Source organism: Streptomyces sp. NPDC001508 (genome assembly GCF_040298665.1).
Classification (GTDB): Bacteria; Actinomycetota; Actinomycetes; order Streptomycetales; family Streptomycetaceae; genus Streptomyces.
This window is the reverse complement of sequence record NZ_JBEPAP010000074.1, coordinates 20,759-45,288: the sequence shown is the minus strand read 5'-3', so window position 1 is coordinate 45,288 and position 24,530 is coordinate 20,759. Positions and strand designations below refer to the sequence as shown.

The 24,530-nt window shown below is 70.6% G+C and carries 19 protein-coding genes; 11 read left to right on the top strand and 8 right to left on the bottom strand.

Going from position 1 to position 24,530, the window contains the following annotated elements:
* Positions 1-1,130 precede the first annotated feature (1,130 nt).
* The 4 genes from ABT245_RS39635 (at position 1,131) to ABT245_RS39620 (ending at position 7,235) form a co-directional block, all read left to right on the top strand.
* The gene (locus ABT245_RS39635; protein WP_351744016.1) at positions 1,131-2,528 is read left to right on the top strand and encodes a class II fumarate hydratase; all 1,398 of its coding nucleotides are present in this window, start codon (positions 1,131-1,133) and stop codon (positions 2,526-2,528) included.
* A gap of 72 nt (positions 2,529-2,600) precedes the next feature.
* Entirely contained in the window at positions 2,601-3,302 is a 702-nt protein-coding gene (gene fomD / locus ABT245_RS39630) for a cytidylyl-2-hydroxypropylphosphonate hydrolase (RefSeq protein ID WP_351744014.1), read from the top strand.
* Positions 3,303-3,582: 280 nt separating this feature from the next.
* On the top strand, positions 3,583-5,676 hold the full coding sequence (locus ABT245_RS39625) for an ATP-binding SpoIIE family protein phosphatase (protein WP_351744011.1): 2,094 nt from the start codon (positions 3,583-3,585) through the stop codon (positions 5,674-5,676).
* Positions 5,677-5,774: 98 nt separating this feature from the next.
* On the top strand, positions 5,775-7,235 hold the full coding sequence (locus tag ABT245_RS39620; RefSeq protein ID WP_351744008.1) for a catalase: 1,461 nt from the start codon (positions 5,775-5,777) through the stop codon (positions 7,233-7,235).
* 163 nt (positions 7,236-7,398) lie between these two features.
* On the opposite strand, the gene ABT245_RS39615 is transcribed toward ABT245_RS39620, so the two are convergent.
* Complete coding sequence (locus ABT245_RS39615; RefSeq protein ID WP_351744006.1) at positions 7,399-9,687, bottom strand: transglycosylase domain-containing protein; 2,289 nt, start codon at positions 9,685-9,687, stop codon at positions 7,399-7,401.
* Positions 9,688-9,902: 215 nt separating this feature from the next.
* Here ABT245_RS39615 and ABT245_RS39610 point away from each other — a divergent pair, with 215 nt between their 5' ends.
* From ABT245_RS39610 to ABT245_RS39590, 5 genes are all read left to right on the top strand, one after another.
* Positions 9,903-10,838 (top strand): SPFH domain-containing protein, encoded by a 936-nt coding sequence (locus ABT245_RS39610; RefSeq protein WP_351744004.1) that lies wholly within the window; start codon positions 9,903-9,905, stop codon positions 10,836-10,838.
* Positions 10,835-11,068 carry a type II toxin-antitoxin system antitoxin gene (locus tag ABT245_RS39605; RefSeq protein ID WP_351744001.1) on the top strand — a complete coding sequence of 78 codons (234 nt, stop codon included), beginning with the start codon at positions 10,835-10,837 and terminating at the stop codon, positions 11,066-11,068. Before ABT245_RS39610 ends, ABT245_RS39605 begins: the two co-directional genes overlap by 4 nt.
* Before the next feature lie 94 nt (positions 11,069-11,162).
* Positions 11,163-11,687: a PadR family transcriptional regulator gene (locus tag ABT245_RS39600; RefSeq protein WP_351743999.1), complete on the top strand. Its 525-nt coding sequence runs from the start codon at positions 11,163-11,165 to the stop codon at positions 11,685-11,687.
* Complete coding sequence (locus ABT245_RS39595; RefSeq protein WP_351743997.1) at positions 11,684-12,373, top strand: ABC transporter ATP-binding protein; 690 nt, start codon at positions 11,684-11,686, stop codon at positions 12,371-12,373. Before ABT245_RS39600 ends, ABT245_RS39595 begins: the two co-directional genes overlap by 4 nt.
* Positions 12,370-14,748, top strand: a complete 2,379-nt coding sequence (locus ABT245_RS39590) for an ABC transporter permease (RefSeq protein WP_351743996.1) — start codon at positions 12,370-12,372, stop codon at positions 14,746-14,748. The genes ABT245_RS39595 and ABT245_RS39590 overlap by 4 nt, the downstream gene beginning before the upstream one ends.
* Positions 14,749-14,966: 218 nt before the next feature.
* On the opposite strand, the gene ABT245_RS39585 is transcribed toward ABT245_RS39590, so the two are convergent.
* A complete protein-coding gene (locus ABT245_RS39585) occupies positions 14,967-15,908 on the bottom strand; it encodes a LysR substrate-binding domain-containing protein (RefSeq protein ID WP_351744026.1) in 942 nt (313 codons plus the stop codon).
* Between the two features lie 136 nt (positions 15,909-16,044).
* Here ABT245_RS39585 and ABT245_RS39580 point away from each other — a divergent pair, with 136 nt between their 5' ends.
* Both ABT245_RS39580 and ABT245_RS39575 read left to right on the top strand, forming a co-directional pair.
* Positions 16,045-16,599, top strand: coding sequence for a peroxiredoxin (locus tag ABT245_RS39580; protein ID WP_351743994.1), 555 nt, complete (start codon positions 16,045-16,047; stop codon positions 16,597-16,599).
* A gap of 4 nt (positions 16,600-16,603) precedes the next feature.
* The gene (locus tag ABT245_RS39575) at positions 16,604-17,137 is read left to right on the top strand and encodes an alkyl hydroperoxide reductase (RefSeq protein WP_351743992.1); all 534 of its coding nucleotides are present in this window, start codon (positions 16,604-16,606) and stop codon (positions 17,135-17,137) included.
* Between the two features lie 58 nt (positions 17,138-17,195).
* Here ABT245_RS39575 and ABT245_RS39570 read toward each other — a convergent pair whose 3' ends face one another.
* The 6 genes from ABT245_RS39570 to ABT245_RS39545 form a co-directional block, all read right to left on the bottom strand.
* Positions 17,196-18,524: an AI-2E family transporter gene (locus ABT245_RS39570; RefSeq protein WP_351743990.1), complete on the bottom strand. Its 1,329-nt coding sequence runs from the start codon at positions 18,522-18,524 to the stop codon at positions 17,196-17,198.
* A gap of 148 nt (positions 18,525-18,672) precedes the next feature.
* Positions 18,673-19,380 carry an aggregation-promoting factor C-terminal-like domain-containing protein gene (locus tag ABT245_RS39565; protein ID WP_351743987.1) on the bottom strand — a complete coding sequence of 236 codons (708 nt, stop codon included), beginning with the start codon at positions 19,378-19,380 and terminating at the stop codon, positions 18,673-18,675.
* Between the two features lie 417 nt (positions 19,381-19,797).
* The gene (gene phoH2 / locus ABT245_RS39560; protein ID WP_351743984.1) at positions 19,798-21,123 is read right to left on the bottom strand and encodes an RNA 5'-3' helicase PhoH2; all 1,326 of its coding nucleotides are present in this window, start codon (positions 21,121-21,123) and stop codon (positions 19,798-19,800) included.
* A gap of 378 nt (positions 21,124-21,501) precedes the next feature.
* On the bottom strand, positions 21,502-22,275 hold the full coding sequence (locus ABT245_RS39555) for an isoprenyl transferase (RefSeq protein WP_351743982.1): 774 nt from the start codon (positions 22,273-22,275) through the stop codon (positions 21,502-21,504).
* Between the two features lie 815 nt (positions 22,276-23,090).
* Positions 23,091-23,891, bottom strand: a complete 801-nt coding sequence (locus ABT245_RS39550) for a methyltransferase domain-containing protein (RefSeq protein WP_351743979.1) — start codon at positions 23,889-23,891, stop codon at positions 23,091-23,093.
* A gap of 46 nt (positions 23,892-23,937) precedes the next feature.
* Entirely contained in the window at positions 23,938-24,474 is a 537-nt protein-coding gene (locus ABT245_RS39545; protein WP_351743977.1) for a GNAT family N-acetyltransferase, read from the bottom strand.
* Between the last annotated feature and the right edge of the window lie 56 nt (positions 24,475-24,530).

Below are 24,530 nucleotides of genomic sequence, written 5' to 3'. Positions count from 1 at the left end.
GGACCTTCGACAAGCCCTATCGTCCCAGCTCAGAGGCACTCCTCGCTTATTTGATCAACACTCGGACGGTCCCCCTCGTGAAAGCCCGAGGTTAGAGATCACGGCGCAGATCGTACGAGGGTCCACGCAAGCTGAACAAGTCGAACGATTTCTTCCAGGATCCCGCGCCCAGCCGACGTTCACGTCGATTCCGGTACGGGGGCCTGGGCTGGCGTAGCCCCTCCGACACACGGCGGGGACGAACGCCGCCCCCGCCACCCCACCCGTCCCCTCCCCGGGGGCTCCGCCCCCTGGACCCGTTCGGCCCCGCACGGTCCTCGTCCTCAACCGCCGGACAGGCTGAGTGACACCATCGGACGAACAAGCCATCGAGGCACGCGGGGCCTCGACGGGCGCGCGTCACCGGCAAGGGGTGCTTTCCTCCACGCACGCGTGCGGCCGTCGGCGCCCGGCAGCTCCGCCGCCCCACCCGTCCCTCGCGTGCGGGGACGTCGCCTGCACGGCCGGCACCCGCACCCGGCGGAAGCCGCCCGCCCCCGCGCGCGGAGACGCCCGCGATCGGCAGCGTTGCTGTCCGGGCCGCCCGTCTCCCCCGGTCAGGACGTCCGTGATCGGTGACTCCCCGTCCGTCCCACCGTCATCCACACGGGGAGACGTCGCCTCGACGGCCGGCACCCGCACCCGGCCGAAACCACCCGCACACGCGCGCGGAGCCACACCCCGCCGAAACCACCCGGCACACGCGCGTGGAGACGCACACGGCGGGAGCCGCCCGTCGCCCGGGAGGGGAGACGCACACGGCGGGAGCCGCCCGTCGCCCCGGCGGGGGGACGCACACGGCGGGAGCCGGGCGTCGCCCCCGCGGGGGGACGCCCGTGTGGGCGCGAAGGGGGCGGCCCCCGGTCGTCGCGCACACGGCGGGAGCCGCCCGTCGCCCCGGCGTGGAAACGCACACGGTGGGAGCTGGCGTCGCCCCCGCGGGGGGAGGTCCGTGGGGGCGGCGAAGGGGGCGGCCCCCGGTCGTCGCCCGTTGGCGCGCTCCCGGGGCCCGGCGGAACGGTTGGGGGCATTCGTCGGGGTGGGAACAGGTGCCGTGTCGGGGGTGCTGTGACTGACGGAGGTGATCGGCAGTGGCCGACAAGGAGCAGGAGTACCGGATCGAGCACGATTCCATGGGGGAGGTGCGGGTTCCCGCCGAGGCGAAGTGGCGGGCGCAGACGCAGCGCGCCGTGGAGAACTTCCCGGTGTCCGGGCAGCGCATCGAGCGCGCCCACATCGAGGCGCTCGCCCGGATCAAGGCGGCGGCGGCGAAGGTGAACGCCGAGCTGGGCGTGCTCGACAAGGAGGTCGCCGGGGCGATCCAGGACGCGGCCCGCGAGGTCGCCGAGGGCAGATGGGACGGGCACTTCCCCGTCGACGTGTTCCAGACCGGGTCCGGGACGTCGTCCAACATGAACGCCAACGAGGTCATCGCCACCCTGGCGAGCGAGCGGCTCGGCCGGGACGTGCATCCCAACGACCACGTCAACGCCTCACAGTCGTCCAACGACGTCTTCCCCTCCAGCATCCACATCGCGGCCACCGCGGCCGTCACACACGACCTGATCCCCGCCCTCGATCATCTTGCGGACGCGCTGGCCCGCAAGTCCGCGGAGTTCGCCGATGTGGTGAAGTCGGGGCGGACGCACCTGATGGACGCCACCCCGGTGACCCTCGGTCAGGAGTTCGGCGGGTACGCGGCGCAGGTCCGCTACGGCGTCGAGCGGCTGCGCGCCACCCTGCCCCGGCTCGCCGAGCTGCCGCTGGGCGGCACCGCCGTCGGCACCGGCATCAACACCCCGCCGGGTTTCTCCGCCGCCGTCATCGAGGAGGTCGCCCGGGCCACCGGGCTGCCGCTCACCGAGGCCCGCGACCACTTCGAGGCGCAGGGCGCCCGGGACGGGATCGTGGAGGTCAGCGGGCAGCTGCGGACCATCGCCGTCGGCCTGACGAAGATCGCGAACGATCTGCGCTGGATGGCCTCGGGACCGCGGACCGGGCTCGCCGAGATCCGGCTCCCCGACCTCCAGCCGGGTTCCTCGATCATGCCCGGCAAGGTCAACCCGGTCGTCCCGGAGGCCGTCCTCATGGTCTGCGCGCAGGTCATCGGCAACGACACGACCATCGCCACGGCCGGCGCCGCCGGGAACTTCGAGCTGAACGTCATGCTGCCGGTGCTCGCCAAGAACGTACTGGAGTCGGTCCGGCTGCTCGCCAACGTCTCCCGGCTGCTCGCCGACCGGACGGTCGACGGCATCGTGGCCGACCGGGACCGGGCCCGCGAGTACGCCGAGTCGTCACCCTCCGTGGTCACTCCGCTGAACCGGTACATCGGCTACGAGGAGGCCGCGAAGGTGGCCAAACGGGCCCTGGCCGAACGGAAGACGATCCGTCAGGCCGTCCTGGAGGGAGGGTACGTGGAGCGCGGCGATCTGACGGCCGAACAGCTCGACGAAGCGCTGGATGTCCTGCGGATGACTCGTCCGTAACCGAAGGTTTCGGATACGAGAACCGTGTCGCCCGGCGCAGCGTCGTATGCCTCGGGCACCTAATATCTGTGCATGGCAGACGGCGGAGCGGTGAGAGGCGTGGCACGCGAAGGAGCGAGCGGTTCGGCGGGATTCTGGGCGCCGGGCCGTCACATCCTGTGGCGGTACCGGGAGAACGGCGGCGAGCACGTCCACATCGCCCGCCCCGTCACCGTGGTCCGGGACGACGCGGAACTGCTCGCGGTGTGGCTGGCGCCCGGCACCGAGTGTGTGAAGCCGGTGCTGGCCGACGGCACGCCCGTGCACGTCGAGCCGCTGGAGTCCCGGTACACCAAGCCCCGTGCCGTGCAGCGCGACCGCTGGTTCGGCACGGGTGTGCTGAAGCTGGCCCGGCCGGGCGAGCCCTGGTCGGTGTGGCTGTTCTGGGAACCGGGCTGGCGGTTCAAGAACTGGTACGTCAACCTCGAAGAACCGCTGGCCCGTTGGCGGGACGGGGTGGACTCCGAGGACCACTTCCTGGACATCTCCGTGAATCCGGACCGCAGTTGGCACTGGCGCGACGAGGACGAGTTCACCCAGGCCCAGCGGGACGGCCTGATGGACCCCGGCCTGGCCGAGCGGGTGCGGCGGGCGGGGCGGTCCGCGGTGGAGGTGATCCAGGCGTGGGGCCCGCCGTTCTCGGATGGCTGGCAGCACTGGCGCCCGGATCCTTCCTGGGCGGTACCGTCACTGCCGGAGGACTGGGACCGTACGCCCGCGCATATGTCCTCATGAGACTCTTGATGCACCCCGGGGCCACAACCGTAGGATCGTCCTCCGCAAGGGCGCACAGCAGCAACTCCGGGTACGGACGCCGAGTCTGACCCAACGTCACCGAGGGGCGGCAGGACGTGAGCGAGGGGTACGAGGGCAGCACCGGCCCGGACCGGAAACGGTTCGCCGGTGACACAGGAACAACCTCTGACCACGCGGGAAATCCGTTCCCGGGCCACATATTCCGGGTATCGGGACTTCTGCGGGACGAACTGCGCGCGCTGTGCGCGGCCCCGGACGGATGGATTCGACACGCGTGACGGAGCACCCCATCTCCTACGAACGCGCCCAGCCGGGCGCCGACCCCGCGGATCCCCGCGGGGCGCTCGTGCGTTCCCCGAAGTCCTACGGCGCCGCCGCCCTACCCGTACAGGCCCGCGCCGGTGAGACGCCCTGCTCGCCGGGTGCCGCCACGCCCCGCGGCAAGGAGAAGGAGCCCCCCGTCAACGGCCCCGAGCACGCACAGCCCGCCGCCGCGGAGAGCGACCCGCATCGTCCGCGTCCCACCCCGGCGCCCGACGGCATCCCGCCCCAGCCGGGCGGCGAGCAGGAGCGGGCGGCCGGCGGCCAGGAGCGACGTACCGGACGGGGGCTGTCGTCCGGGCGGCCCATGCCGATGCGACGGGACGGGGACCGGTTGCGGTTCGTGGGCGCGGCGACCCGGCGGATCGCCCGCGGCATCGACCTGGACGAGATCGTGATGGGGCTGTGCCGGGCGACCGTGCCGACCTTCTCGGACGCGATCCTCGTCTATCTGCGCGATCCGCTGCCGGTGGGTGACGAGCGGCCCACCGGCCCGGTGGTGCTGCGGCTGCGCCGCACCGACCGGATCCCGGAGGAACGTGACACCGACGGCGGCTTCCTGCCGGTGCCGCCGGAACCGGAGCCGCCCGAGCTGTCGGGTCTGTCCGCGCTGACCGCCGAGTTGTGCGAGGTGCGGCCGGGCGGCGCCCTCAACGAGGTGCTGCGCGGTGTCCGGCCGGTGTTCGCGGACGCGCCCGGCGCCCGCGCGGCGCTGCCCGAACTGCTCGGCGAGAGCGGCGAGTCGGTGGTGCCCGGCGGCCGGCACGCCATCCTCGCCCCGCTGCGCGGCCGCCGCCGTGTCATCGGTGCCGCCCTGTTCCTGCGCCGTCCCGAACGCCCGGCCTTCGAGGCCGACGACCTGCTGGTCGCCGCGCAGTTGGCCACCCACAGCGCCCTCGGTATCGACAAGGCGGTGCTGTACGGACGCGAGGCCTATATCGCCGACGAGTTGCAGCGCACCATGCTGCCGGAGACCCTGCCCCGCCCGACCGGTGTGCGGCTCGCCTCCCGCTATCTGCCCGCCGCCGAGACCGCACGCGTCGGCGGTGACTGGTACGACGCCATTCCGCTGCCCGGCAGCCGGGTCGCCCTCGTCGTCGGCGACGTCATGGGTCACTCCATGACGTCCGCGGCCATCATGGGCCAGCTGCGCACCACCGCACAGACCCTCGCCGGTCTCGACCTGCCGCCCCAGGAGGTGCTGCACCACCTGGACGAACAGGCCCAACGCCTAGGCACCGACCGCATGGCCACCTGTCTGTACGCGGTCTACGACCCCGTCTCGCACCGCATCACCATCGCCAACGCGGGACATCCGCCGCCGGTCCTGCTGCACCTGGGCGGGCGGGCCGAGGTGCTGCGGGTGCCGCCGGGTGCCCCCATCGGCGTCGGCGGAGTGGACTTCGAGGCGGTCGAGTTGGAGGCGCCCGCCGGGGCCACGCTGCTGCTCTACACCGACGGGCTGGTGGAATCCCGGCTGCGTGATGTGTGGACCGGCATAGAACAGCTGCGGGAGAAACTGGCCGCGACCGCGCAGCTGACCGGGCCCGACCATGCGCCGCCGCTGGAAGCGCTGTGCGACGAGGTGCTCGACATGCTCGGGCCGGGCGACCGCGACGACGACATCGCGCTGCTCGCCGCGCGCTTCGACGGAATCGCCCCGAGCGACGTCGCGTACTGGTTCCTCGAACCGGAGGACGCCGCGCCCGGCCGGGCCCGCCGGTTCGTCCGGCACGCGCTGGCCGGCTGGGGTCTGGAGGAGCTGACCGACTCGGTCGAGCTGCTGGTCAGCGAGGTCGTGACCAATGCCGTGCGCTATGCGTCACGCCCGGTCACGCTTCGTCTGCTGCGCACCGATGTGCTGCGCTGCGAGGTCGGGGACGATGTGCCGCAGCTGCCGCGGCTGCGGCAGGCCCGGGCCACGGACGAGGGCGGGCGTGGGCTCTATCTGGTGAACAAGATGGCTCGGCGCTGGGGCGCGACCCGGCTGAGCACCGGAAAGGTGGTCTGGTTCGAACTGAACCGAACCTAGACCCAGTCCAAAAGTTGCCGATATCGTGGTGACGGAGTTGACTGGCTGAGGTGAACGAAGCGACCTGACGGAACCCCCTGCACGACGGGAGGACGCTCGTGACGCAGACACCTCAGCAGACTCCGTACACCACCAACAACGCCGGAATCCCCGTGGAGAGCGACGAGCATTCGCTCACCGTGGGTTTGGACGGACCGGTCCTGCTGCAGGACCACTACCTCATCGAGAAGATGGCCCAGTTCAACCGGGAACGGGTCCCCGAGCGGGTGGTCCACGCGAAGGGTTCGGGGGCGTACGGCGTCTTCGAAGTGACCAACGACGTCAGCCAGTTCACCAAGGCGGATCTGTTCCAGCCGGGGAAGCACACGGAGATGCTGGCGCGCTTCTCGACGGTCGCGGGCGAGCAGGGCTCCCCCGACACCTGGCGCGACCCGCGGGGCTTCGCCCTCAAGTTCTACACGGAGTACGGCAATTACGACCTGGTCGGCAACAACACGCCGGTCTTCTTCGTGCGGGACGCGCAGAAGTTCCAGGACTTCATCCGCTCCCAGAAGCGCCGGCCCGACAGCGGGCTGCGCGACAACAACATGCAGTGGGACTTCTGGACGCTGTCCCCCGAGTCCGCGCACATGGTGACGTGGCTGATGGGCGACCGCGGCGTCCCGAAGACGTACCGCCACATGAACGGGTACTCCTCGCACACGTACATGTGGGTCAACGGCGGCGGCGAGCGGTTCTGGGTCAAGTACCACATCAAGACGGACCAGGGCATCGAGTTCCTCACCCAGGCCGAGGCGGACGAGATGGCCGGCGCCGATGGCGACATGCACCGCCGGGACCTGTTCGACTCGATCGCGTCGGGCGACGCGCCGAGCTGGACCATGCATGTGCAGGTCATGCCGTTCGAGGACGCCCCGGACTACCGGTTCAATCCGTTCGACCTGACCAAGGTGTGGCCGCACGGCGACTATCCGCTGATCGAGGTCGGCCGGATGACGCTGAACAGGAACCCGGACAACTACTTCGTCCACATCGAACAGGCCGCCTTCGAGCCGTCCAACATGGTTCCGGGCATCGGCCCGTCGCCGGACAAGATGCTGCTCGGCCGCCTCTTCTCCTACCCGGACACGCACCGCTACCGGATCGGCCCCAACTACGCCCAGCTGCCGCCGAACCGGCCGCGCTCCCCGGTCCACTCGTACGCCAAGGACGGGCCGATGCGGTACGAGGCCGCCGACACCGGTGCCGTGTACGCGCCGAACTCGTACGGCGGGCCGGCCGCGGACGTCGCCCGGTTCGGCGACATCGCCGGCTGGCGTACGGCGGGCGAGATGGTACGCGAGGCGTACGCGCTGCACCGCGAGGACGACGACTGGGGGCAGCCCGGCACGATGGTCCGCAACGTCCTCGACGACGCGGCCCGGGACCGGCTGGTCTCCAACGTCGCCGGTCATCTCAGGCAGGGCGTCACCCGGCCGGTGCTCGACCGTGCGCTGCAGTACTGGCGCACCATCGACAAGGAAACCGGCGACCGGATCGCTGCGCTGGCGCTGCGCTAGCTGGGACCGTCGGCAACTGCGCGTCCGCTGTGGCGCAGTTGCCTGCGGCCGCGCCGTGGGGGCTGGGGAACCGTCGGCAACTGCGCGTCCGTTGTGGTTGCTCGTTCCCGCGCGGCGGAGCCGCATATCGAGCACAGCCCCGCGCCCCTCGGGGCGCGTTGGGCTACTGGTCGTTGGCTGGGTTCTCGGGGGATTGGGAGGTTGGGTCTGTTGCTGTTTGTGACGGGAGGGGGGGTTCGCTGGTTGTGGGGGTTTGGGAGGGGGTTTGGGACGTAGGGGTCTGGGACGGGGTTTGCGTGGGGCTCTCGGAGGTCGGGGGGGTGGTGGTCGGGGTCTGGGAGGGGGTCTGGGACGGCGGTGGGGTGTAGGTCGGGGTGTCCGTCGGCTCGACGGCCGCGCCCTGCGTGGTGTCCAGGTCGAACTTCGCCTTCCCCGTGACGCCGAACGTGTAGGCCGCCCAGATCTCCGCCGGGTAACCACCGCCGTTGATACGGCCGCTGCCCGGTATCAGCCCGGTCGCGCCCATCAGCGTGGTGTGCCGGCCTGACTTGGCGTCCTCGCCGAACAGGCCGACCGAGGTGACCAGGTCGGGCGTGTAGCCGGTGAACCAGGCCGACTTGTTCTCGTCGGATGTACCCGTCTTGCCCGCCACCTGCTGGCCCTTGCGCAGCGGGTTGTTCGCCACCGAGGTCTTGGCCGTACCGTCGTCGACCACACCGGTCAGCACCGAGGTCACCGTGTCGGCGGCCGTCCGGCTGATCACCTGATCACCGATGGGGTCGGGCATCTCGACCGTACGGTTCCGCTTCTCCGCCGACTTGACGACCGACGGCGTCACCTTGCGGCCGTGGTTGTCCAGGGTGGCGTAGATCCCGGCCATCTCCAGCGGACTGGCGCCCATGGAGCCCAGCGTCTGCGCCGGCACCGCCTGCATGCCCTTGGTGTCCATGCCGAGGTCCTTGGCGGTGCTCATCACCTTGTCCATGCCCACGTCGACGCCCATCTGCGCGAAGACGGAGTTCACGGACTTGTTCATCGCCGTCTGGACCGTGATGTCGTCGTAGTTCTGGTCGTCCTCGTTGGGCGGGGCGAAGCCGACCTTGGTGCCGTTGTCCGTGACCTGGTGGCGGCTGGTGCCGTCGTAGACCGTGTCGGCGTTGATCTGCTTGCCGTCCTGCGTCTTGGCGTCGTTCTCCAGCGCGGCGGCGAGGATCACCGGCTTGAACGTCGACGCGGGCTGGTAGTCGCGGCGCGTGGCGTTGCTGAAGTAGTGCTTGTAGTAGTCCTTGCCGCCGTACAGCGCGACGACCGCGCCGGTCTTCGGGTCGACCGACACCGCGCCGGCCTGGACGTCCCCGTCGACCTTGCGCTTCTTCGCGTCGAGCTTCCCGGTCAGCTCGGACTTGACCGCCTTCTCAAGCTCGGCCTGCCGCTTCTTGTCGATGTTCAGGGTGATGGTCCAGCCCTGGTCGACGACCGCGCTCTCCGCCTGGGACTGGGTGAGTCCCTCCTGGTCCATCAGCTGCTGCTCCAGCTGCTTGTTGGCGAGGTCGACGAGATAGCCCTTCTGCCCGTCGAGGCCGGGGGCGCCCTTGGGTTCGTCGGGCACCGGGAACGTCATGGCGGCGCGCTTGTCCTTGCCGAGCCAGCCCTCCTCGACCATGTTGTCCAGGACGTAGTTCCAGCGCTGCTTCACCAGTTTCTTACCGGTCTCCGACGCTACCGCCCAGTCGTACTGGCTCGGCGCCTGGAGCAGTGCGGCCAGATACGCGCCCTGCTCGACCGTGAGGTCCTGGGCGTCGACCCGGTAGTAGGCCTGTGCCGCGGCCTGGATGCCGTAGGCGTTACGACCGTAGTAGCTGGTGTTGATGTAGCCCGCGAGGATGTCGTCCTTGGACTTCTGGCGGTCCACCTTCAAGGAGATGACCAGTTCCTTCAGCTTGCGCGTGACGGTCTGGTCCTGGCTGAGGTAGTAGTTCTTGACGTACTGCTGGGTGATGGTCGAGCCACCCTGCGTGCCCTTGCCCGAGAGGGTGTTGAGCAGACCGCGGGCGGTGCCCCTGAAGTCGACGCCGGAGTCCTTGTAGAAGGTCTTGTTCTCGGCCGCGACGAAGGTCAGCTGGACCTTCTTAGGCACCTTCGACAGGTCGACGATCTCCCGGTTGACCTCGCCCTTGCGGGCCAGGATCGTCCCGTCGCTGTACTTGTAGACATTGCTCTGGCGCTGTGCCGCCGCATTGCCCGCGGGAACGTCCACCATCAGGTACAGCACGATGAAGGCGCCGATGCCGAGCAGGCACAGCCCGAGGAACGTGCCGACGATCTTCTTCCAGGTGAACAGCCTGCGTATGCCGCTCTTGCCGGCCCCGTCGGCCGCCGGCGACGAGCGGCGCCTGGGCGCTGCGCGGTGGCCACCGCGCTGTCGCGCTCGTCTCTCTTCCGCTCGTCCCATGGATCCACTCGCTCCGCTTCGGTCTCGGTCAGCTCAGAAAGCTAACACCCGTCTCTATGACAAAGAGCCTTCGATCCGCTCCTTTGCGGACGTGACAATCAGCACCAGCCCCACCGGGTCCGACGACCCAGAGGCCTGGAGGGTTGCGTGCTTGGGTAATCTGTTATCACTTAGCTAGTACGCAAGCAGGCACCACGAGAACGGGGGGACCACCCATGTCCGCATATGAGACGCCCGCCACCGCCGACATCCCGGAGATGCCCGCCCCACGGGTGCGGGAGGTCACGGCGCACAGCATCGGCGGCGGGCTCGCCCTGCTGCTCGGCCTGGTCGGCCTGCTGGTCGGCATCGGGATGACCGTGAGCGCGACCGCGGTCGACGGGGCCGGAGCGAAGGCGGCCCTGATAGTCGTCGGCATCCTGGTGGCCCTCGGCGCCTTCCTCGCCATGTGCGGTCTGAACATGGTCGCGCCGGGCGAGGCCCGCGTCGTCCAGCTCTTCGGCCGCTACCGGGGGACGATCCGGCAGGACGGACTGCGCTGGGTGAACCCCCTCACCTCGCGCACGAAGATCTCGACCCGTGTCCGCAACCACGAGACCGCGGTCCTCAAGGTGAACGACGCCTACGGCAACCCGATCGAACTGGCCGCGGTCGTGGTCTGGAAGGTCCGGGACACCGCCCAGGCCGTGTTCGAGGTCGACGACTACGCCGAGTTCGTCGCCACACAGACCGAGACGGCCGTGCGGCACATCGCCATCGAGTACCCCTACGACGCGCACGACGAGGACGGTCTCTCGCTGCGCGGCAACGCCGAGGAGATCACCGAGAAGCTCGCGGTGGAGCTGCACGCGCGCGTGGAGGCGGCCGGGGTGCAGATCATCGAGTCGCGCTTCACGCATCTCGCCTACGCCCCGGAGATCGCCTCGGCGATGCTCCAGCGGCAGCAGGCCGGCGCGGTCGTCGCGGCCCGGCGGCAGATCGTCGACGGGGCGGTGGGCATGGTGGAGGCGGCGCTCGCCCGGATCGCGGAACGCGACATCATGGAGCTGGACGAGGAGCGGAAGGCGGCGATGGTGTCCAACCTGATGGTGGTGCTGTGCGGGGACAAGGCACCGCAGCCCGTCCTGAACACCGGGACCCTCTACCAGTGACGGACTCCGCCGAGACGCCGAGGCGTCGTCCGCAGCAGCGCAAGCAGGTGCTGCTGCGGCTCGACCCGCATGTCTACGAGGCGCTCGCCCGGTGGGCCGGGGACGAACTGCGCTCCGCCAACGCCCAGATCGAGTTTCTGCTGCGCCGGGCGCTGGCCGACGCGGGCCGGCTGCCGAAGGAGACCGGGCCGCTGCCACGGCGCGGCCGTCCGCCTGTATCGGAACCGTGACAATCGGCTCCCACCTGCGTACTCGTACGCCCCGCCACGATCACCGCACCGAGCGTATACACGGCGCGTATACACCGTGTGTAGAGTCCCCGGCATGTCCATCGGTCACACCCTTCTGGGACTCCTGGAGTCCGGCCCCCGACACGGCTACGACCTGAAGCGGGCTTTCGACGAGAAGTTCGGTCACGATCGGCCGCTGCACTACGGCCAGGTCTACTCGACGATGTCCCGGCTCCTGAAGCACGGGCACGTGGAGGTCGACGGGATCGAGGCGGGCGGCGGCCCCGAACGCAAGCGGTACGCCATCACGGACGCCGGGATCACCGACGTGGAACGGTGGCTGGCGACACCCGAGAAGCCGGAGGAGTACCTCCAGTCCACCCTCTACACCAAGGTCGTCCTCGCGCTGCTGACGCACCGCGACGCCGCCGTCGTCCTCGACGCCCAGCGCGCCGAGCACCTGCGCACCATGCGGATCCTGACCGACCGCAAGCGCAAGGGCGACCTCGCCGACCAACTGATCTGCGACCACGCGCTGTTCCATCTGGAGGCCGATCTGCGCTGGCTCGAACTGACCACCGCACGGCTCGGCAAGCTGCGAGAGGCGGTGGCCCGATGACCCCGCCGCCCGGTTCCCTGCTCGCCGCCGAGGACCTGCGCAAGGCGTACGGGCCGACCGTCGCGCTGGACGGCACCTCGTTCTCCATCCACGCCGGCGAAGTCGTCGCCGTCATGGGCCCCTCCGGGTCCGGCAAGTCGACGCTGCTGCACTGCTTGGCCGGGATCGTGCCGCCCGACTCCGGTTCGATCACCTACGCCGGCCGGGAACTCGCGACGATGAACGACGCCCAGCGCAGCCTGCTGCGCCGCTCCGAGTTCGGGTTCGTCTTCCAGTTCGGCCAACTCGTACCGGAGTTGACCTGTGTGGAGAACGTGGCGCTCCCGCTGCGGCTGAACGGCACGCCGCGCAAGGAGGCCGAGCGTGCCGCGCTCGGCTGGATGGAACGGCTGGAGGTCGACGATCTGCGGGCCAAGCGGCCCGGCGAGGTCTCCGGCGGCCAGGGGCAGCGGGTCGCCGTGGCCCGGGCCCTGGTCACCGACCCGCGTGTGCTGTTCGCCGACGAGCCGACCGGCGCGCTCGACTCGCTCAACGGCGAGCGGGTGATGGAACTGCTGACGGACGCGGCCAGGTCCACCAACGCGGCCGTCGTCCTCGTCACTCACGAGGCCCGGGTGGCGGCCTACTCGGACCGCGAGGTCGTCGTACGGGACGGGAAGTCCCGGGACATGGAGCGCGTCGTATGAGCGCCCGGCGGGAGCAGCCGCCCGGCGGCGCCGTGCCGCGGCGCTGGGGCAGGCTCCGGGATCTGACGCTCGGGGCCCGCTTCGCCGTCACCGGCGGACGCGAGGGCTGGGTACGGCTGCTGCTGACGGCCGTCGGCGTGGGGCTCGGCGTGGCCCTGCTGCTGCTGACGACCGCGGTGCCGAACGCGCTGTCGGTGCGGCACGACCGCGAAGAGGCCCGCGTGGACTACACCTACGGCACCACCGTACGGCCCCGCTCCGACGACACACTGCTGATCGCCGACGTCGACACGGAGTTCGGGGACAAGATCGTGCGCGGCCGGCTGGTGGAACCGGAGGGGCCGCGGGCCCCGCTGGCCCCCGGACTGGCCCGGTACCCGGCCAAGGGCGACATGGTCGTCTCGCCCGCGCTGCGGGACCTGCTCGCCTCCGACGACGCGCGGCTGCTGCGCGAGCGGCTGCCGTACCGGATCGTCGGCACCATCAAGGAGAGCGGGCTCATCGGCTCGCACGAACTCGCCTACTACGCGGGCGCCGACGGGCTCGCAGGCCAGATCGACGGCTCCCTGGTGGGCCGTATCACCGAGTTCGGCGACCCCAACCCGACGGACCAGCCCGCCGACCCGGTGCTGGTCCTGCTCGTCCTGGTCGTCTTCGTGGTGCTGCTGATGCCGGTGGCCGTGTTCATCACCGCGGCCGTACGGTTCGGCGGCGAGCGGCGCGACCGCAGGCTGGCCGCGCTGCGCCTGGTGGGCTCCGACAGCCGGATGACCCGGCGGATCGCCGCGGGCGAGGCGCTGGCCGGTGCGCTGTTCGGCCTTGGCCTCGGCACCGTCTTCTTCCTGATCGGCCGTCAGATAGCGGGCTCGGTCGAGATCCTCGGCATCAGCGTGTTCCCGAGCTATCTGAACCCCTCCCCGCTGCTGGCCGCGCTCGTCGCGTTCGCGGTCCCGGGCGCCGCGGTCCTGGTCACCGTGCTCGCCCTGCGCGGTGTCGTGATCGAGCCGCTCGGCGTGGTCCGCGCGACACGGCCCGCGCGCCGGCGCCTGTGGTGGCGGCTGCTGCTGCCGCTGGGCGGGCTCGCGCTGCTCTACCCGATGATCGGTCAGGGCCGGGACAACGGGGACTTCAACCAGTACCTGGTCACCGGCGGAGTCATACTGCTGCTGGTGGGCATCACGGCGCTGCTGCCATGGGTCGTGGAAGCGGTCGTCGCCCGGCTCGGCGCCGGCTCGGTGTCCTGGCAACTGGCCGTGCGACGACTCCAGTTGAGCAGCGGCACCGCGGCCCGCATGGTCAACGGCATCGCCGTGGCGGTGGCCGGCGCCATCGCCCTGCAGATGCTGTTCGCCGGAGTGGACGACGACTACACCAAGCAGTCGCGCAACGACCTGACCCGGGCGCAGATGCAGCTGACGATCGCGCGGGACATCGACCTCGCCGCGGCGGCCGGCCAGTTGGCGGCGACCCGGGGCGTGCGCGGGACAACGGCACTGGCCCAGTCCATGGTCAGCGACACATCATGGCGCAAGGACCCGGAGCGCAGCGCCGAGCTGACCGTCGGCGACTGCGCCGCGCTGCGCGAGGTCGCGGCGCTGCCCTCGTGCCGGGACGGCGACGCGTTCGCCGTGCGCGGCGTGGAATGGGACACGGACACCCCGAAGCTGTCCAAGCCCGGCGCAAAGCTCTACGTCGACTCCTCGTACGGCAACCGACCGGGCGGGAGCGGCATCGCGCTGACCGTGCCGGCGGACCTGAAGCAGGCACGGGCGATCGAGTCTCCGAACGGCGGCCTCACCAGCGGCTTTCTGATGACCCCGGGCGCGCTGCCCGCGAAGGCCACCGGCGTGATGGGCGGCACGGTCTATCTGTCCTTCGACGCGTCCGTGCCCGACGTCAAGGAGTACATCCGCAACACGGCCGCGCGGATCGACCCACGGATCGACCCGATGCTCTGGTCGGCCACCGAGCAGTCCACGAGGTTCACCTCCATCCGTACCGGACTGTTCGTCGGCGCCGCCTGTGTGCTCGCGCTGATCGGGGCCAGCCTGCTGGTCTCGCAGCTGGAGCAGTTGCGCGAGCGCAGGAAGCTGCTGTCGTCCCTGGTCGCCTTCGGCACCCGGCGGCGCACGCTGGGCCTGTCGGTGCTGTGGCAGACGGCGGTGCCGATCGCGCTCGGTCTGCTGCTGGCCTCGGTGGTGGGCCTGACCCTGGGCGCGGTGCTGCTGCGGATGACCGGAACCGCGGTGAGCGTGGACTGGGCGAGCGTGCTGTCGCTGACCGGCTTCGGCGCCGCCGTCGTCCTCGGTGTGACCCTGCTCAGCCTGCCGCCGCTGCTGCGGCTGATGCGCCCGGACGGGCTGCGCACCGAGTAGCGGGCGCGGCTCGCCGGCCCGGCTCCTTGCGCCACGAAACGTCGCTGACCATGGGCCGGGCCGGTGGCGTTGTCCCGCGCACGCCCCGGGTCGCCGCCAACTGATCGGCCGACGTGGCGAGTTCGATGTCCCCCGCCCCGTTCAGCTGCATCTGCGCCCGGGTGAGGTCGTCGCGCGACGCCGGCCCGGGGCGGGCCCCTTCCCGCGGGGAGGGGCCCTCAGCCGTGGGCGAGCAGCCGCACGGGCAGGGGGCGCAGCGCCTCCCGCAGGGCGGTGGCGAGTTCCCGGTACTCGGCGCCGCGGGCCGCGCCGCTGCGCATGGCGAGGGCGATCCGGCGGCTCGGCGCGGGATCAGCGAAGTAGCCGGTGCGGAGCCGGGCACTGCGGCTCGTCTCGACCTTGAGAGCGGTGCGCGGCAGCAGGGTGCAGCCGAGCCCGCCGGCCACAAGCTGGACGAGGGTCGAAAGACCCGCGGCGGTGGTCGCCACCGGGGCGTCCGCGCGGCCGGCCTCCCGGCAGATGTCCAGGGCCTGGTCGCGCAGGCAGTGCCCCTCGTCGAGGAGCAGCAGGTTCAGCTCCTTGAGCGCCTCGCGGGGAATGCCCTCCCGTCCGCCGAGCCAGTGCTCCGGGGGCGTGACGAGCACGAAGTCCTCGTCGAAGAGCGGCAGTTCGGTGACGCTGGGGACGCCGAGCGGGACGGCGAGCAGCAGCAGGTCGAGCCGGCCGCCGGTCAGCCCGTCGATGAGGCTGGCGGTCTGTTCCTCGTGCACCTGGAGGTCGAGGTCCGGGTACCGGTCGTGGACCAGCCCGAGGACGGTCGGCAGCAGATAGGGCGCGACGGTCGGGATCACCCCGAGCCGCAGCGCGCCGGTGAACGGCGCCCGCACCGCCTCCGCCTCCTCCAGCAGCGCGGCGACCTCGGTGAGCACCGCCTTGGCCCGTACGGCCAGCCGCTCACCGGCGGGTGAGAGCAGCACCTTGCGGGTCGTACGCTCCAGGAGCGTGACGCCCAGGGTGTCTTCTAGCGTGGAGACCGCCCCGGACAGCGCGGGTTGGCTCATGCCGATCGCGGCGGCGGCGTCCCGGAAGTGCAGATGCTCGGCGACGGCGGCGAAGGCGCGCAACTGGGACAGGCTGGGCTGCCTCCGCTTACCTGCGATCACTGATAGCTACCTCCGATCAACACGACTGAGTGTAGCTATTTCCCGGATCAATGCCGTCTGTGCCACCATCAACTCCGTCCAACCCATGGGAAACGCCCATGACCGGGGCGTTTCCTCGCTGCAAGGAGAGCGTGTGCTCACTGTCGGTGACAAGTTCCCCGAGTTCGACCTCACGGCCTGCGTCTCGCTGGAGAAGGGCAAGGAGTTCGAGAAGATCAACCACAAGACCTACGAAGGCAAGTGGAAGGTGATCTTCGCCTGGCCCAAGGACTTCACCTTCGTGTGCCCGACCGAGATCGCCGCGTTCGGCAAGCTGAACGAGGAGTTCGCCGACCGCGACGCGCAGGTCCTCGGCTTCTCCGGTGACTCGGAGTTCGTCCACCACGCCTGGCGCAAGGACCACGACGACCTGCGCGACCTGCCGTTCCCGATGCTGGCCGACTCCAAGCACGAGCTGATGCGCGACCTCGGCATCGAGGACGCGGAGGGCTTCGCCAAGCGCGCGGTGTTCATCGTCGACCAGAACAACGAGATCCAGTTCTCGATGGTGACCGCGGGCTCCGTCGGCCGTAACCCGAAGGAGGTCCTGCGGGTCCTGGACGCCCTCCAGACGGACGAGCTGTGCCCGTGCAACTGGGCCAAGGGCGACGAGACGCTGGACCCGGTCGCGCTGCTCGCCGGAGAGTGAGTCCGTGTCCCTCGACTCCCTCAAGTCCCGCGTACCGGACTACGCGAAGGACCTGAAGCTCAACCTGGGCTCGGTCATCGGCAACTCCGACCTGCCCGCCCAGCAGTTGTGGGGCACGGTGCTGGCGACAGCGATCGCCGCCCGCTCCCCCATCGTGCTGCGCGAGCTGGAGCCGGAGGCGAAGGCCAACCTCTCGCCCGAGGCGTACACGGCCGCCAAGTCGGCCGCCGCCGTGATGGCGATGAACAACGTCTTCTACCGCACCCGCCATCTGCTCTCGGACCACGAGTACGGCACCCTGCGCGCGGGCCTGCGGATGAACGTCATCGGCAACCCCGGCGTCGACAAGGTCGACTTCGAGCTGTGGTCCTTCGCGGTGTCCGCGATCAACGGCTGCGGCATGTGCCTGGACTCGCACGAGCAGGTACTGCGCAAGGCCGGTGTGGCCCGCGAGGTCATCCAGGAGGCGTTCAAGATCGCCGCGGTGGTCCAGGCGGTGGGCACCACCCTGGACGCCGAGGCGGTGCTCGCCGAATAACCCGCGCCTTTGCACAGACCGGCGCGAGCCAGGCGGTTCCCCGTGCTCCGGGCCCCGCTCACCCTGGGTGGGCGGGGCCTTCCGCGTCCGCAGGAACCGGCTCCTGCCGCACCGCGGCCGGCGCCGGGCGCGTCCGTCCGGCGCTGCGCAGGGCCTGCTCCTCGGAGTAGGTCCGCAGATAGCCGACCACCGTGTTGGTCACCGCCACCAGGGGTACGGCGACCACGGCGCCGCCGATGCCGGCCACCATGCCGCCCGCGGTGACGGACAGGACGACGGCCAGGGGATGCACCCGCACCGCGCGGCCCAGGATGAAGGGCTGCAGGATGTGCCCCTCGATCTGCTGGACCGCCAGGATCACCACCAGCGTCATGCCCGCGGTGAAGACCCCCTGGGTGACGAGGGCGACCACCACGGCCAGCACACCCGAGGCGACCGCGCCCACGAGCGGGATGAACGAGAACAGGAAGATGAACACGGCCAGCGGAACGGCCATGGGGACGTTCAGGAAGTAGATGCCAAGCCCGATGAAGATCGCGTCGATCAGGGCGACCAGCACCGTGCCGCGCACATAGGCCGTCAGGGTGCGCCAGGCGCGCGGGCCCGCGCCGGCCACGCCCGGCCGGGCCGCGGCCGGCACCAGCTTCAGCGCCCACTGCCAGATCCGGTCGCCGTCGTAGAGCAGGAACAACGTCGAGAAGAACACCAGCAGAATGCCGGTCAACGCCTCGACGACGACCTGAACTCCCTCCAGTCCGGCCGACGTTATCTGGTCGGTGTTGGCGCCGATCGCCTCCCGCAGACTCTTGGCGATCTGGTTGATCTGCTTGTCCGTGACATGGAACGGGCTCTGCAGCAGCCAGCGGCGCAGATCGTCGATGCCGCTCTGGACCTGGTCGGAGAGCGTGTCGATGTTCTCCATGACCTGCCAGGTCACGAACCAGCCGATCAGGCCCATCACGATGAAGCCGAGGATCGCGGTGAGTGCGGTGGCCGGACCGCGCGGCACACCGTGTCGTTTCAGCCGGGCCACCGTGGGCTGCAGCAGCGCGGTGACCAGCAGCGAGATGACGAAGGCGAACACCACGAGTTGGACGGAGCTGATGACGCGCATCAGCACCCACACCGTGCCGGCCAGCACCAGCAGCCGCCAGCCCGCCTCGGCCGCCACCCGTACGCCCCAGGGCACCGCCTGCGCGGGGTCCGGGCGGACGATCCGGACCTCGACCGCCTCCTGGTGGTCGTCGGGCAGCGGCTCCTCGGCGGGCGCCCGCGGTGGTTCCTCGGCGTGCTGTCGCTCCGCCGCCACCCGCCGCTCGTCCAACCGCTCCCCCATCTGCGTCAGTCCGGCTCCGATCCGGCCGAGCCATCCTGGCACTCGCGACATGATCCGTCCTTCTCCCGCATGTCCCCGGGTGCGCGCCACCACTCCTCCCAGGAATCGTCCGTCCGACCGTACACGGCAACAGCCCCTTCCCGTAGGACGGGAAGGGGCTGTGCAGGGTTGAGAGGGAGGCGGCGAACCGCTGTTCGTCTCAGTACCAGTGGTTGGCCTGCCAGAACGACCAGGCGTCGCAGGGACTGCCGTAGCGCTCGTTCATGTAGTTCAGGCCCCACTTGATCTGGGTGGCCGGGTTGGTCTGCCAGTCGGCGCCCACGGAGGACATCTTGGAGCCCGGCAGCGCCTGGAAGAGGCCGTAGGCGCCGGAAGAGGCGTTGACGGCACGGTAGTTCCAGCTGGACTCGTGGTCCACGATGTTGCTGAAGCACTGGAACTGGCCGCTCGCCACCATCTGCCGCGCCATCGCCTGGATCTGCGCGACCGAGTAGGAACTCTGGACGGGGAAGCTGGCGGCGCCGACGCTCTGGCTGCGGCTGGCTTCCTTCGCGGCCGCCGCGCGCTCCTTGGCCGCCTTCTCCGCCGCCTTGGCCGCCTTCTCGGCGGCCTCCTTCTTCGCGATCGCGGTCTCGGCGGCCGCCTTGCGGGCCGCCTCCTCGGCGTCCTTCTTGGCGCTCGCGTCCGCGGCGATGGCCTGTGCGTCCGCCTGCTGTGTCAGGGACGCGGTCTGCACCTGGGCCTGCTGACCCGCGGGTATGTCCGCGAGAAGCGTCATGTCGGTTGCCGTCGCCTCGGCGTCGTTGTTCTGCGCGACGCTGCCCGAGGCAACTCCGACGACGCTTCCGACGGCGGTGACCGCGGTGGCCGAGGCCACTGCGAATCCCCGGACCGAAATCCGGCTCACACGGTTTCCTTCCAGCGTCGCCCGCTTCGGTGACCCTGGCGGACGCAATCGTGCCCCTGACGCTGGCCTCCCAACTGCGGGGTCACGGGAGGCACGGGCCCGGTGGGCAACTCCCTGCACGGGAGCGCCGCATGGTGCTCGGGCGGCATACGACGACGCTATGGAGTTGACCGTGGTGCCTGGGTGCTGCCCTACTGCTGGGGGTACCGCTGTGTCGTATGCGGGGCCTGACAGGAGTGAGACTCTGCCGTAACCCCACGCCGATAGGCAATTCCGAGTTGCGTGTGAAAGCTCACATCCTGTTCGGCCCCGGCGTTTTCAGGAATCCTCCACACGCCACGGCGCCGCCCGGCTAGGCTCAGGCCTTTGCCGGACGGCGCCAACCAGCGAGTAACCGACCCGAATCGAGCATTCGGGTCAGATGTGTCCGTCCTCCAGCATTTCGGTCACAAGCGCGGCGATCTGGGACCTCTCGGACCGGGTCAGCGTGACATGCGCGAAGAGCGGATGCCCCTTCAGCTTCTCCACCACGGCGACAACACCGTCGTAGCGGCCGACCCGCAGATTGTCCCGCTGCGCCACGTCATGGGTCAGCACCACCCGCGAGTTCGCCCCGATCCGGGACAGCACGGTCAGCAGTACGTTCCGTTCCAGCGACTGCGCCTCGTCCACGATCACGAACGCGTCGTGCAGCGAACGCCCCCGGATGTGGGTCAGCGGCAGGACCTCCAGCATCCCGCGCGCGGTGACCTCCTCGATGACCTCACGGCTGGTGACCGCCGACAGCGTGTCGAACACCGCCTGCGCCCACGGACTCATCTTCTCGGCCTCGGTGCCCGGCAGATACCCCAGTTCCTGCCCGCCGACCGCGTACAGCGGCCGGAAGACCATCACCTTCTGGTGCTGACGGCGCTCCAGGACCGCCTCCAGACCGGCGCACAGCGCCAGCGCCGACTTGCCGGTGCCGGCCCGGCCGCCCATGGACACGATGCCCACGTCCGGGTCGAGCAGCAGATCGAGGGCGATCCGCTGCTCGGCGCTGCGGCCCTTGATGCCGAACACCTCCCGGTCGCCGCGCACCAGGCGGATCGTTCCCTCCGACGTCACCCGGCCGAGCGCCTTGCCCCGCTCCGACTGGATCGTCAGACCGGTGTGCACGGGCAGCCCTGCGGCCTCCGGCACCTGGGCGTGCCCCTCCTCGAAGAGGGTGTCCACCTGTTCGGCGGACAGGGTCAGCTCGGACATGCCGGTCCAGCCGGAGGAGTCCGTGATGGCCAGCTCCGCGCGGTACTCCTCGGCGAGCAGACCGACGGAGGACGCCTTGATGCGCAGGGGCAGGTCCTTCGAGACGACGGTGACGTCGAACCCCTCGGCCTGCAGATTGCGGGCGACGGCGAGGATACGCGAGTCGTTGTCCCCCAGGCGGTAGCCGGTGGGCAGCACGCTGGGATCCGAGTGGTTGAGCTCGACCCGGACGGTCCCGCCGAGGTCCCCGATCGGGATGGGGGCGTCAAGACGGCCGTACCGCACCCGGTAGTCGTCGAGCAGACGCAGCGCCTGCCGGGCGAAGTAGCCGAGTTCGGGATGGTGCCGCTTGGCCTCCAGCTCCGTGACCACGACGATCGGGAGCACGACCTCGTGCTCGTCGAAGCGGGCCAGGGCGTTGGGGTCGGCCAGCAGGACGCTGGTGTCGAGAACATAGGTGCGCCGGTCGGGCTTGTGGCGCTTTGTGCTGGTCACCACGGAAGGACGTACCCCCTCGGATGAGGTCGGGGAGCGACGGGACGGAAGCTGGGCCGGGAGGGCGGGAGTAACCAGGCCGGTCGCCGGCCGCGCCGCACACGCGCGGGCCGAGAACCGGCCCTCCGCGGCTGCTTCCGTGCGGTGACGGCACGGTCGGGCTGGTGCAAAGGGCCTCCCGGGCGGGCGGCCCCGTGCCGCCCGCTGAGATTCGACACCCGTGGTTCGGGTGTCGACCTGTTTGGCTTATGCCCTGGAAGATGCATTGCCATGCAAATGCATAGGACGGCGCACTGATGAACACCTCGTTGCCGCCGCCCCACCAGGCGCGTACGGGATGTTTGCCGCCCCGGGCGCCCGAGGGCCCCGTACCGCGCTCGTTCAGCCGCCGTAGCGCCGGTGCCGTGCCGCGTAGTCACGCAGTGCACGCAGGAAGTCGACCTTGCGGAAGGCCGGCCAGAAGACCTCACAGAAGTAGTACTCGGAGTGGGCCGTCTGCCACAGCATGAAACCGGACAGCCGCTGCTCGCCGCTGGTCCTGATCACCAGATCCGGGTCGGGCTGGGCGCTGGTGTAGAGGTGGCGCCCGATCATGTCGACGTCGACGGACTCGGCCAGGTCCTCCATGGTGACGCCCTTGTCATGGGCATCCAGGAGCATGGAGCGCACGGCGTCGGCGATCTCCTGCCGGCCGCCGTAGCCGATGGCGACGTTGACCAGTATCCCCTCGACATGGGCCGTGGCCTCCTCGGCCTCCTTCAGCGCCAGCTGCATCGGGGAGGGCAGCAGGTCCGGGGTGCCGACGTGGTGCACGCGCCAGCGGCCGTCGGCGGCGAGCGTGCGAACGACGTCCTCGATGATGCCGAGGAGCGGGACCAGCTCTTCCTCGGCGCGGTCGAAGTTGTCCGTGGACAGCAGCCACAGGGTGACGACCTCGACGTCCGTCTCGGAGCACCAGCCGAGGAATTCGCCGATCTTGTCCGCACCGGCCCGGTGGCCGTGGACGGTGCTGGATCCCGCGGCCTTCGCCCAGCGCCGGTTGCCGTCCATGATGACGCCGATGTGCTTGGGCACCTGAGCGTGGTCCAGGTGGCCTTCCACCCGGCGCGCGTACAGCCTGACCAGAAGGCCGCGCAGCTTGTCGCGCAGGTTCACGTGATGTCAGCCCCTCCGTACGGTGCGGGTGCTTCCCCGCGGGCCCGAAGCCTACTCCTGCGGGGCCTCGGCACGGTTTCCGGGTGCGCGCCGCGGTGGGTCGGTCGCGGTGGGTCGTACGCACCCCTGATGAGGGGACGGCGTACGACGGCCGAACGGTTCCGCCCTCGGGAGCGGGGGGAGCCTCGGGGCGGGCGCGGGCCGGGGAGCACGGTGGGCGCACAAAGAAAACGGGCCGGTCCGTGGGGGGGAGACGGACCGGCCCGAGGGGGGGTTTCCACCATAACCCTTCGTAAGGGATCCCGCGCGCATCGGCGTGCCACAATTACTCTCCGGAGTCGCCCGGCGACGCCCTGAGGGCGGCGGAACCCCTTGTTCAGCGCCGTTCCATGGCCGATTCACGGCGGATTCCCAGGCGACCGGGCCGCGCACCGGATGATCGACAGGCGCGGCGTGTCCCGAGGGCGCTGCGGACAGTCACCACGCCGTCCCTCCGATGGGCTACCCCGGCAGCGAACGGTGGCTTGACGGGCGCACGGGCGCATACCGGCACCGCGTAGCCCCCTCCGCCACGCGGTGCCGACCGCGTAGCTTTGCTCACGCGAATTGCCTTGGTCTGAACTTACGTGAGGGCACCCCGCAGATGCGAGCCGTTCGCGATAACGATGTGGAAACCTCGCCGCCGCGCCTGCCCCCGCATCGGTCCGCGGGCGCGTACGATGCCCCGGCCCCGCCACCGCCGCCGAAGCGCTCCCGAGCGGCGATTCCCGGCCAATTCTGCCGTCCGGCCCGCAGGCGCCGCGTGGCCCGGGCGGTCAGCGGTCCGCTCTACGGGCGTCGAAGAGGTGCCGGGTGCTGTGCGCGACGAAGGGCCCCTCGGCCTCGATCCGCTCGTGCAGGGCCCGGAGCCGGGGCCCGTACGCCTCGACGGTGAAGCCCGGGACCATCCAGACGACCTTGCGCAGAAAGTGCACGACGGCGGCGATGTCATGGAACTCCATGCGCAGCCGCTCGGCCCGCAGGTCCACGACCCGAAGCCCGGCCCGCTCGGCGTCGGCGCGCTCACGGTCGGGGTGGCGGGCGTGCCGGCTGCGCTCCGGTTGCGGCCCGAGGAAGAACTCGACCAGTTCGAAGACGCTGGCCGGCCCCACGTGCTGCGCGAAGTAGGTTCCCCCCGGGCGCAGCACCCGGGCGATCTCGTCCCAGTGCGGGCGCACGGGGTGCCGGCTGAGCACCAGGTCGAAGGCCCCGTCGGCGAAGGGCAGCGGCGCGTCGTCCGCCGCCGAGACGACCACGGCGCCGCGCGGGCGCAGCAGCGCGGTGGCCCGGGCGACGTTCGGCGGCCAGCCCTCGGTGGCCGCGACCGCTACCGGCCGGGCCGGGGCCGCCCTGGCCAGCGCGAAGTCAAGGACCTCGCCGCCCCCGGTCTGGATGTCCAGCGCGGCCGTGGCGCGGGCCAGCCGGCCGGCCGCCGAGCGTGCGTACCCCCAGGACGGCCGCTCCTCGCTGGCGCGTCCCTCGAACCAGGAGAAGTCCCAGCCCTCGGTGGGCACGGCGACGCCTTCCGCGACGAGGTCTTCGAAGGAACGGGAATCTCTGGGGTGTGTCCGGTCCATGAACGGATCGTCGCAGAGCACCGCCGGTGGGCGCCGCTGCTTTTTCTCACGGCGCGACCTCCCGCACCTCCCTGGCCACGTCCGGTGTCCCGGGTACGGCCGGGGTCCACAGGACGAGAAGGAGGTGTGCGTCGTCCCCGTGGCGTACCGTGCCGGCGTCCTCGAAGCCGTGCCGCCGAAGAAGGCGGACGGATGCCGTGTTGCCGGAGAACGGGTCGGCGTACAGGGGCCGGGTGCGCTCCTCGCGGAGGAAGCGTCCGAGGGCACGGGACCCCACGCCGCGTCCCCAGTACGCCCGCCCCAGCCAGTAGCCGATGAACCGCCGGTCGTCCTGCGGCCAGGAGACGATGTTGCCGGCCACCTCGCCGCCCACGGTGACGGTCCGCACCAGGTTGTCGGGGTCCGCCAGCACCCTCGTCCTCCAGTGGGTCAGGAAGGCGTCCCGCTCCCGGGGCGGGAACCTCGACCGGCGAACGGCCTCCGGATCGTGCTCGTAGGCCAGGAAGGTCTCCAGGTCGGCGTCGGCCACCTCGCGCAGCCCCACGGCACGGGGCTCGGCACCCCGCGCGGATCCCTCACTCATCTCCGCCCCCTTCGTCCCGGAGTCCGTCCCGGGCTCCGTCATGGGAAATCCGTCAT

Coding starts and splice junctions, on each gene's coding strand:
- ABT245_RS39600 (WP_351743999.1), top strand. CDS start 11,163: ATGTCCATCGGTCACACCCTTCTGGGACTCCTGGAGTCCGGCCCCCGA.
- ABT245_RS39595 (WP_351743997.1), top strand. CDS start 11,684: ATGACCCCGCCGCCCGGTTCCCTGCTCGCCGCCGAGGACCTGCGCAAG.
- ABT245_RS39550 (WP_351743979.1), bottom strand. CDS start 23,891: ATGGACCGGACACACCCCAGAGATTCCCGTTCCTTCGAAGACCTCGTC.
- ABT245_RS39545 (WP_351743977.1), bottom strand. CDS start 24,474: ATGAGTGAGGGATCCGCGCGGGGTGCCGAGCCCCGTGCCGTGGGGCTG.
- ABT245_RS39615 (WP_351744006.1), bottom strand. CDS start 9,687: ATGGGACGAGCGGAAGAGAGACGAGCGCGACAGCGCGGTGGCCACCGC.
- ABT245_RS39610 (WP_351744004.1), top strand. CDS start 9,903: ATGTCCGCATATGAGACGCCCGCCACCGCCGACATCCCGGAGATGCCC.
- fomD (WP_351744014.1), top strand. CDS start 2,601: ATGGCAGACGGCGGAGCGGTGAGAGGCGTGGCACGCGAAGGAGCGAGC.
- ABT245_RS39570 (WP_351743990.1), bottom strand. CDS start 18,524: ATGTCGCGAGTGCCAGGATGGCTCGGCCGGATCGGAGCCGGACTGACG.
- ABT245_RS39625 (WP_351744011.1), top strand. CDS start 3,583: ATGGATTCGACACGCGTGACGGAGCACCCCATCTCCTACGAACGCGCC.
- ABT245_RS39590 (WP_351743996.1), top strand. CDS start 12,370: ATGAGCGCCCGGCGGGAGCAGCCGCCCGGCGGCGCCGTGCCGCGGCGC.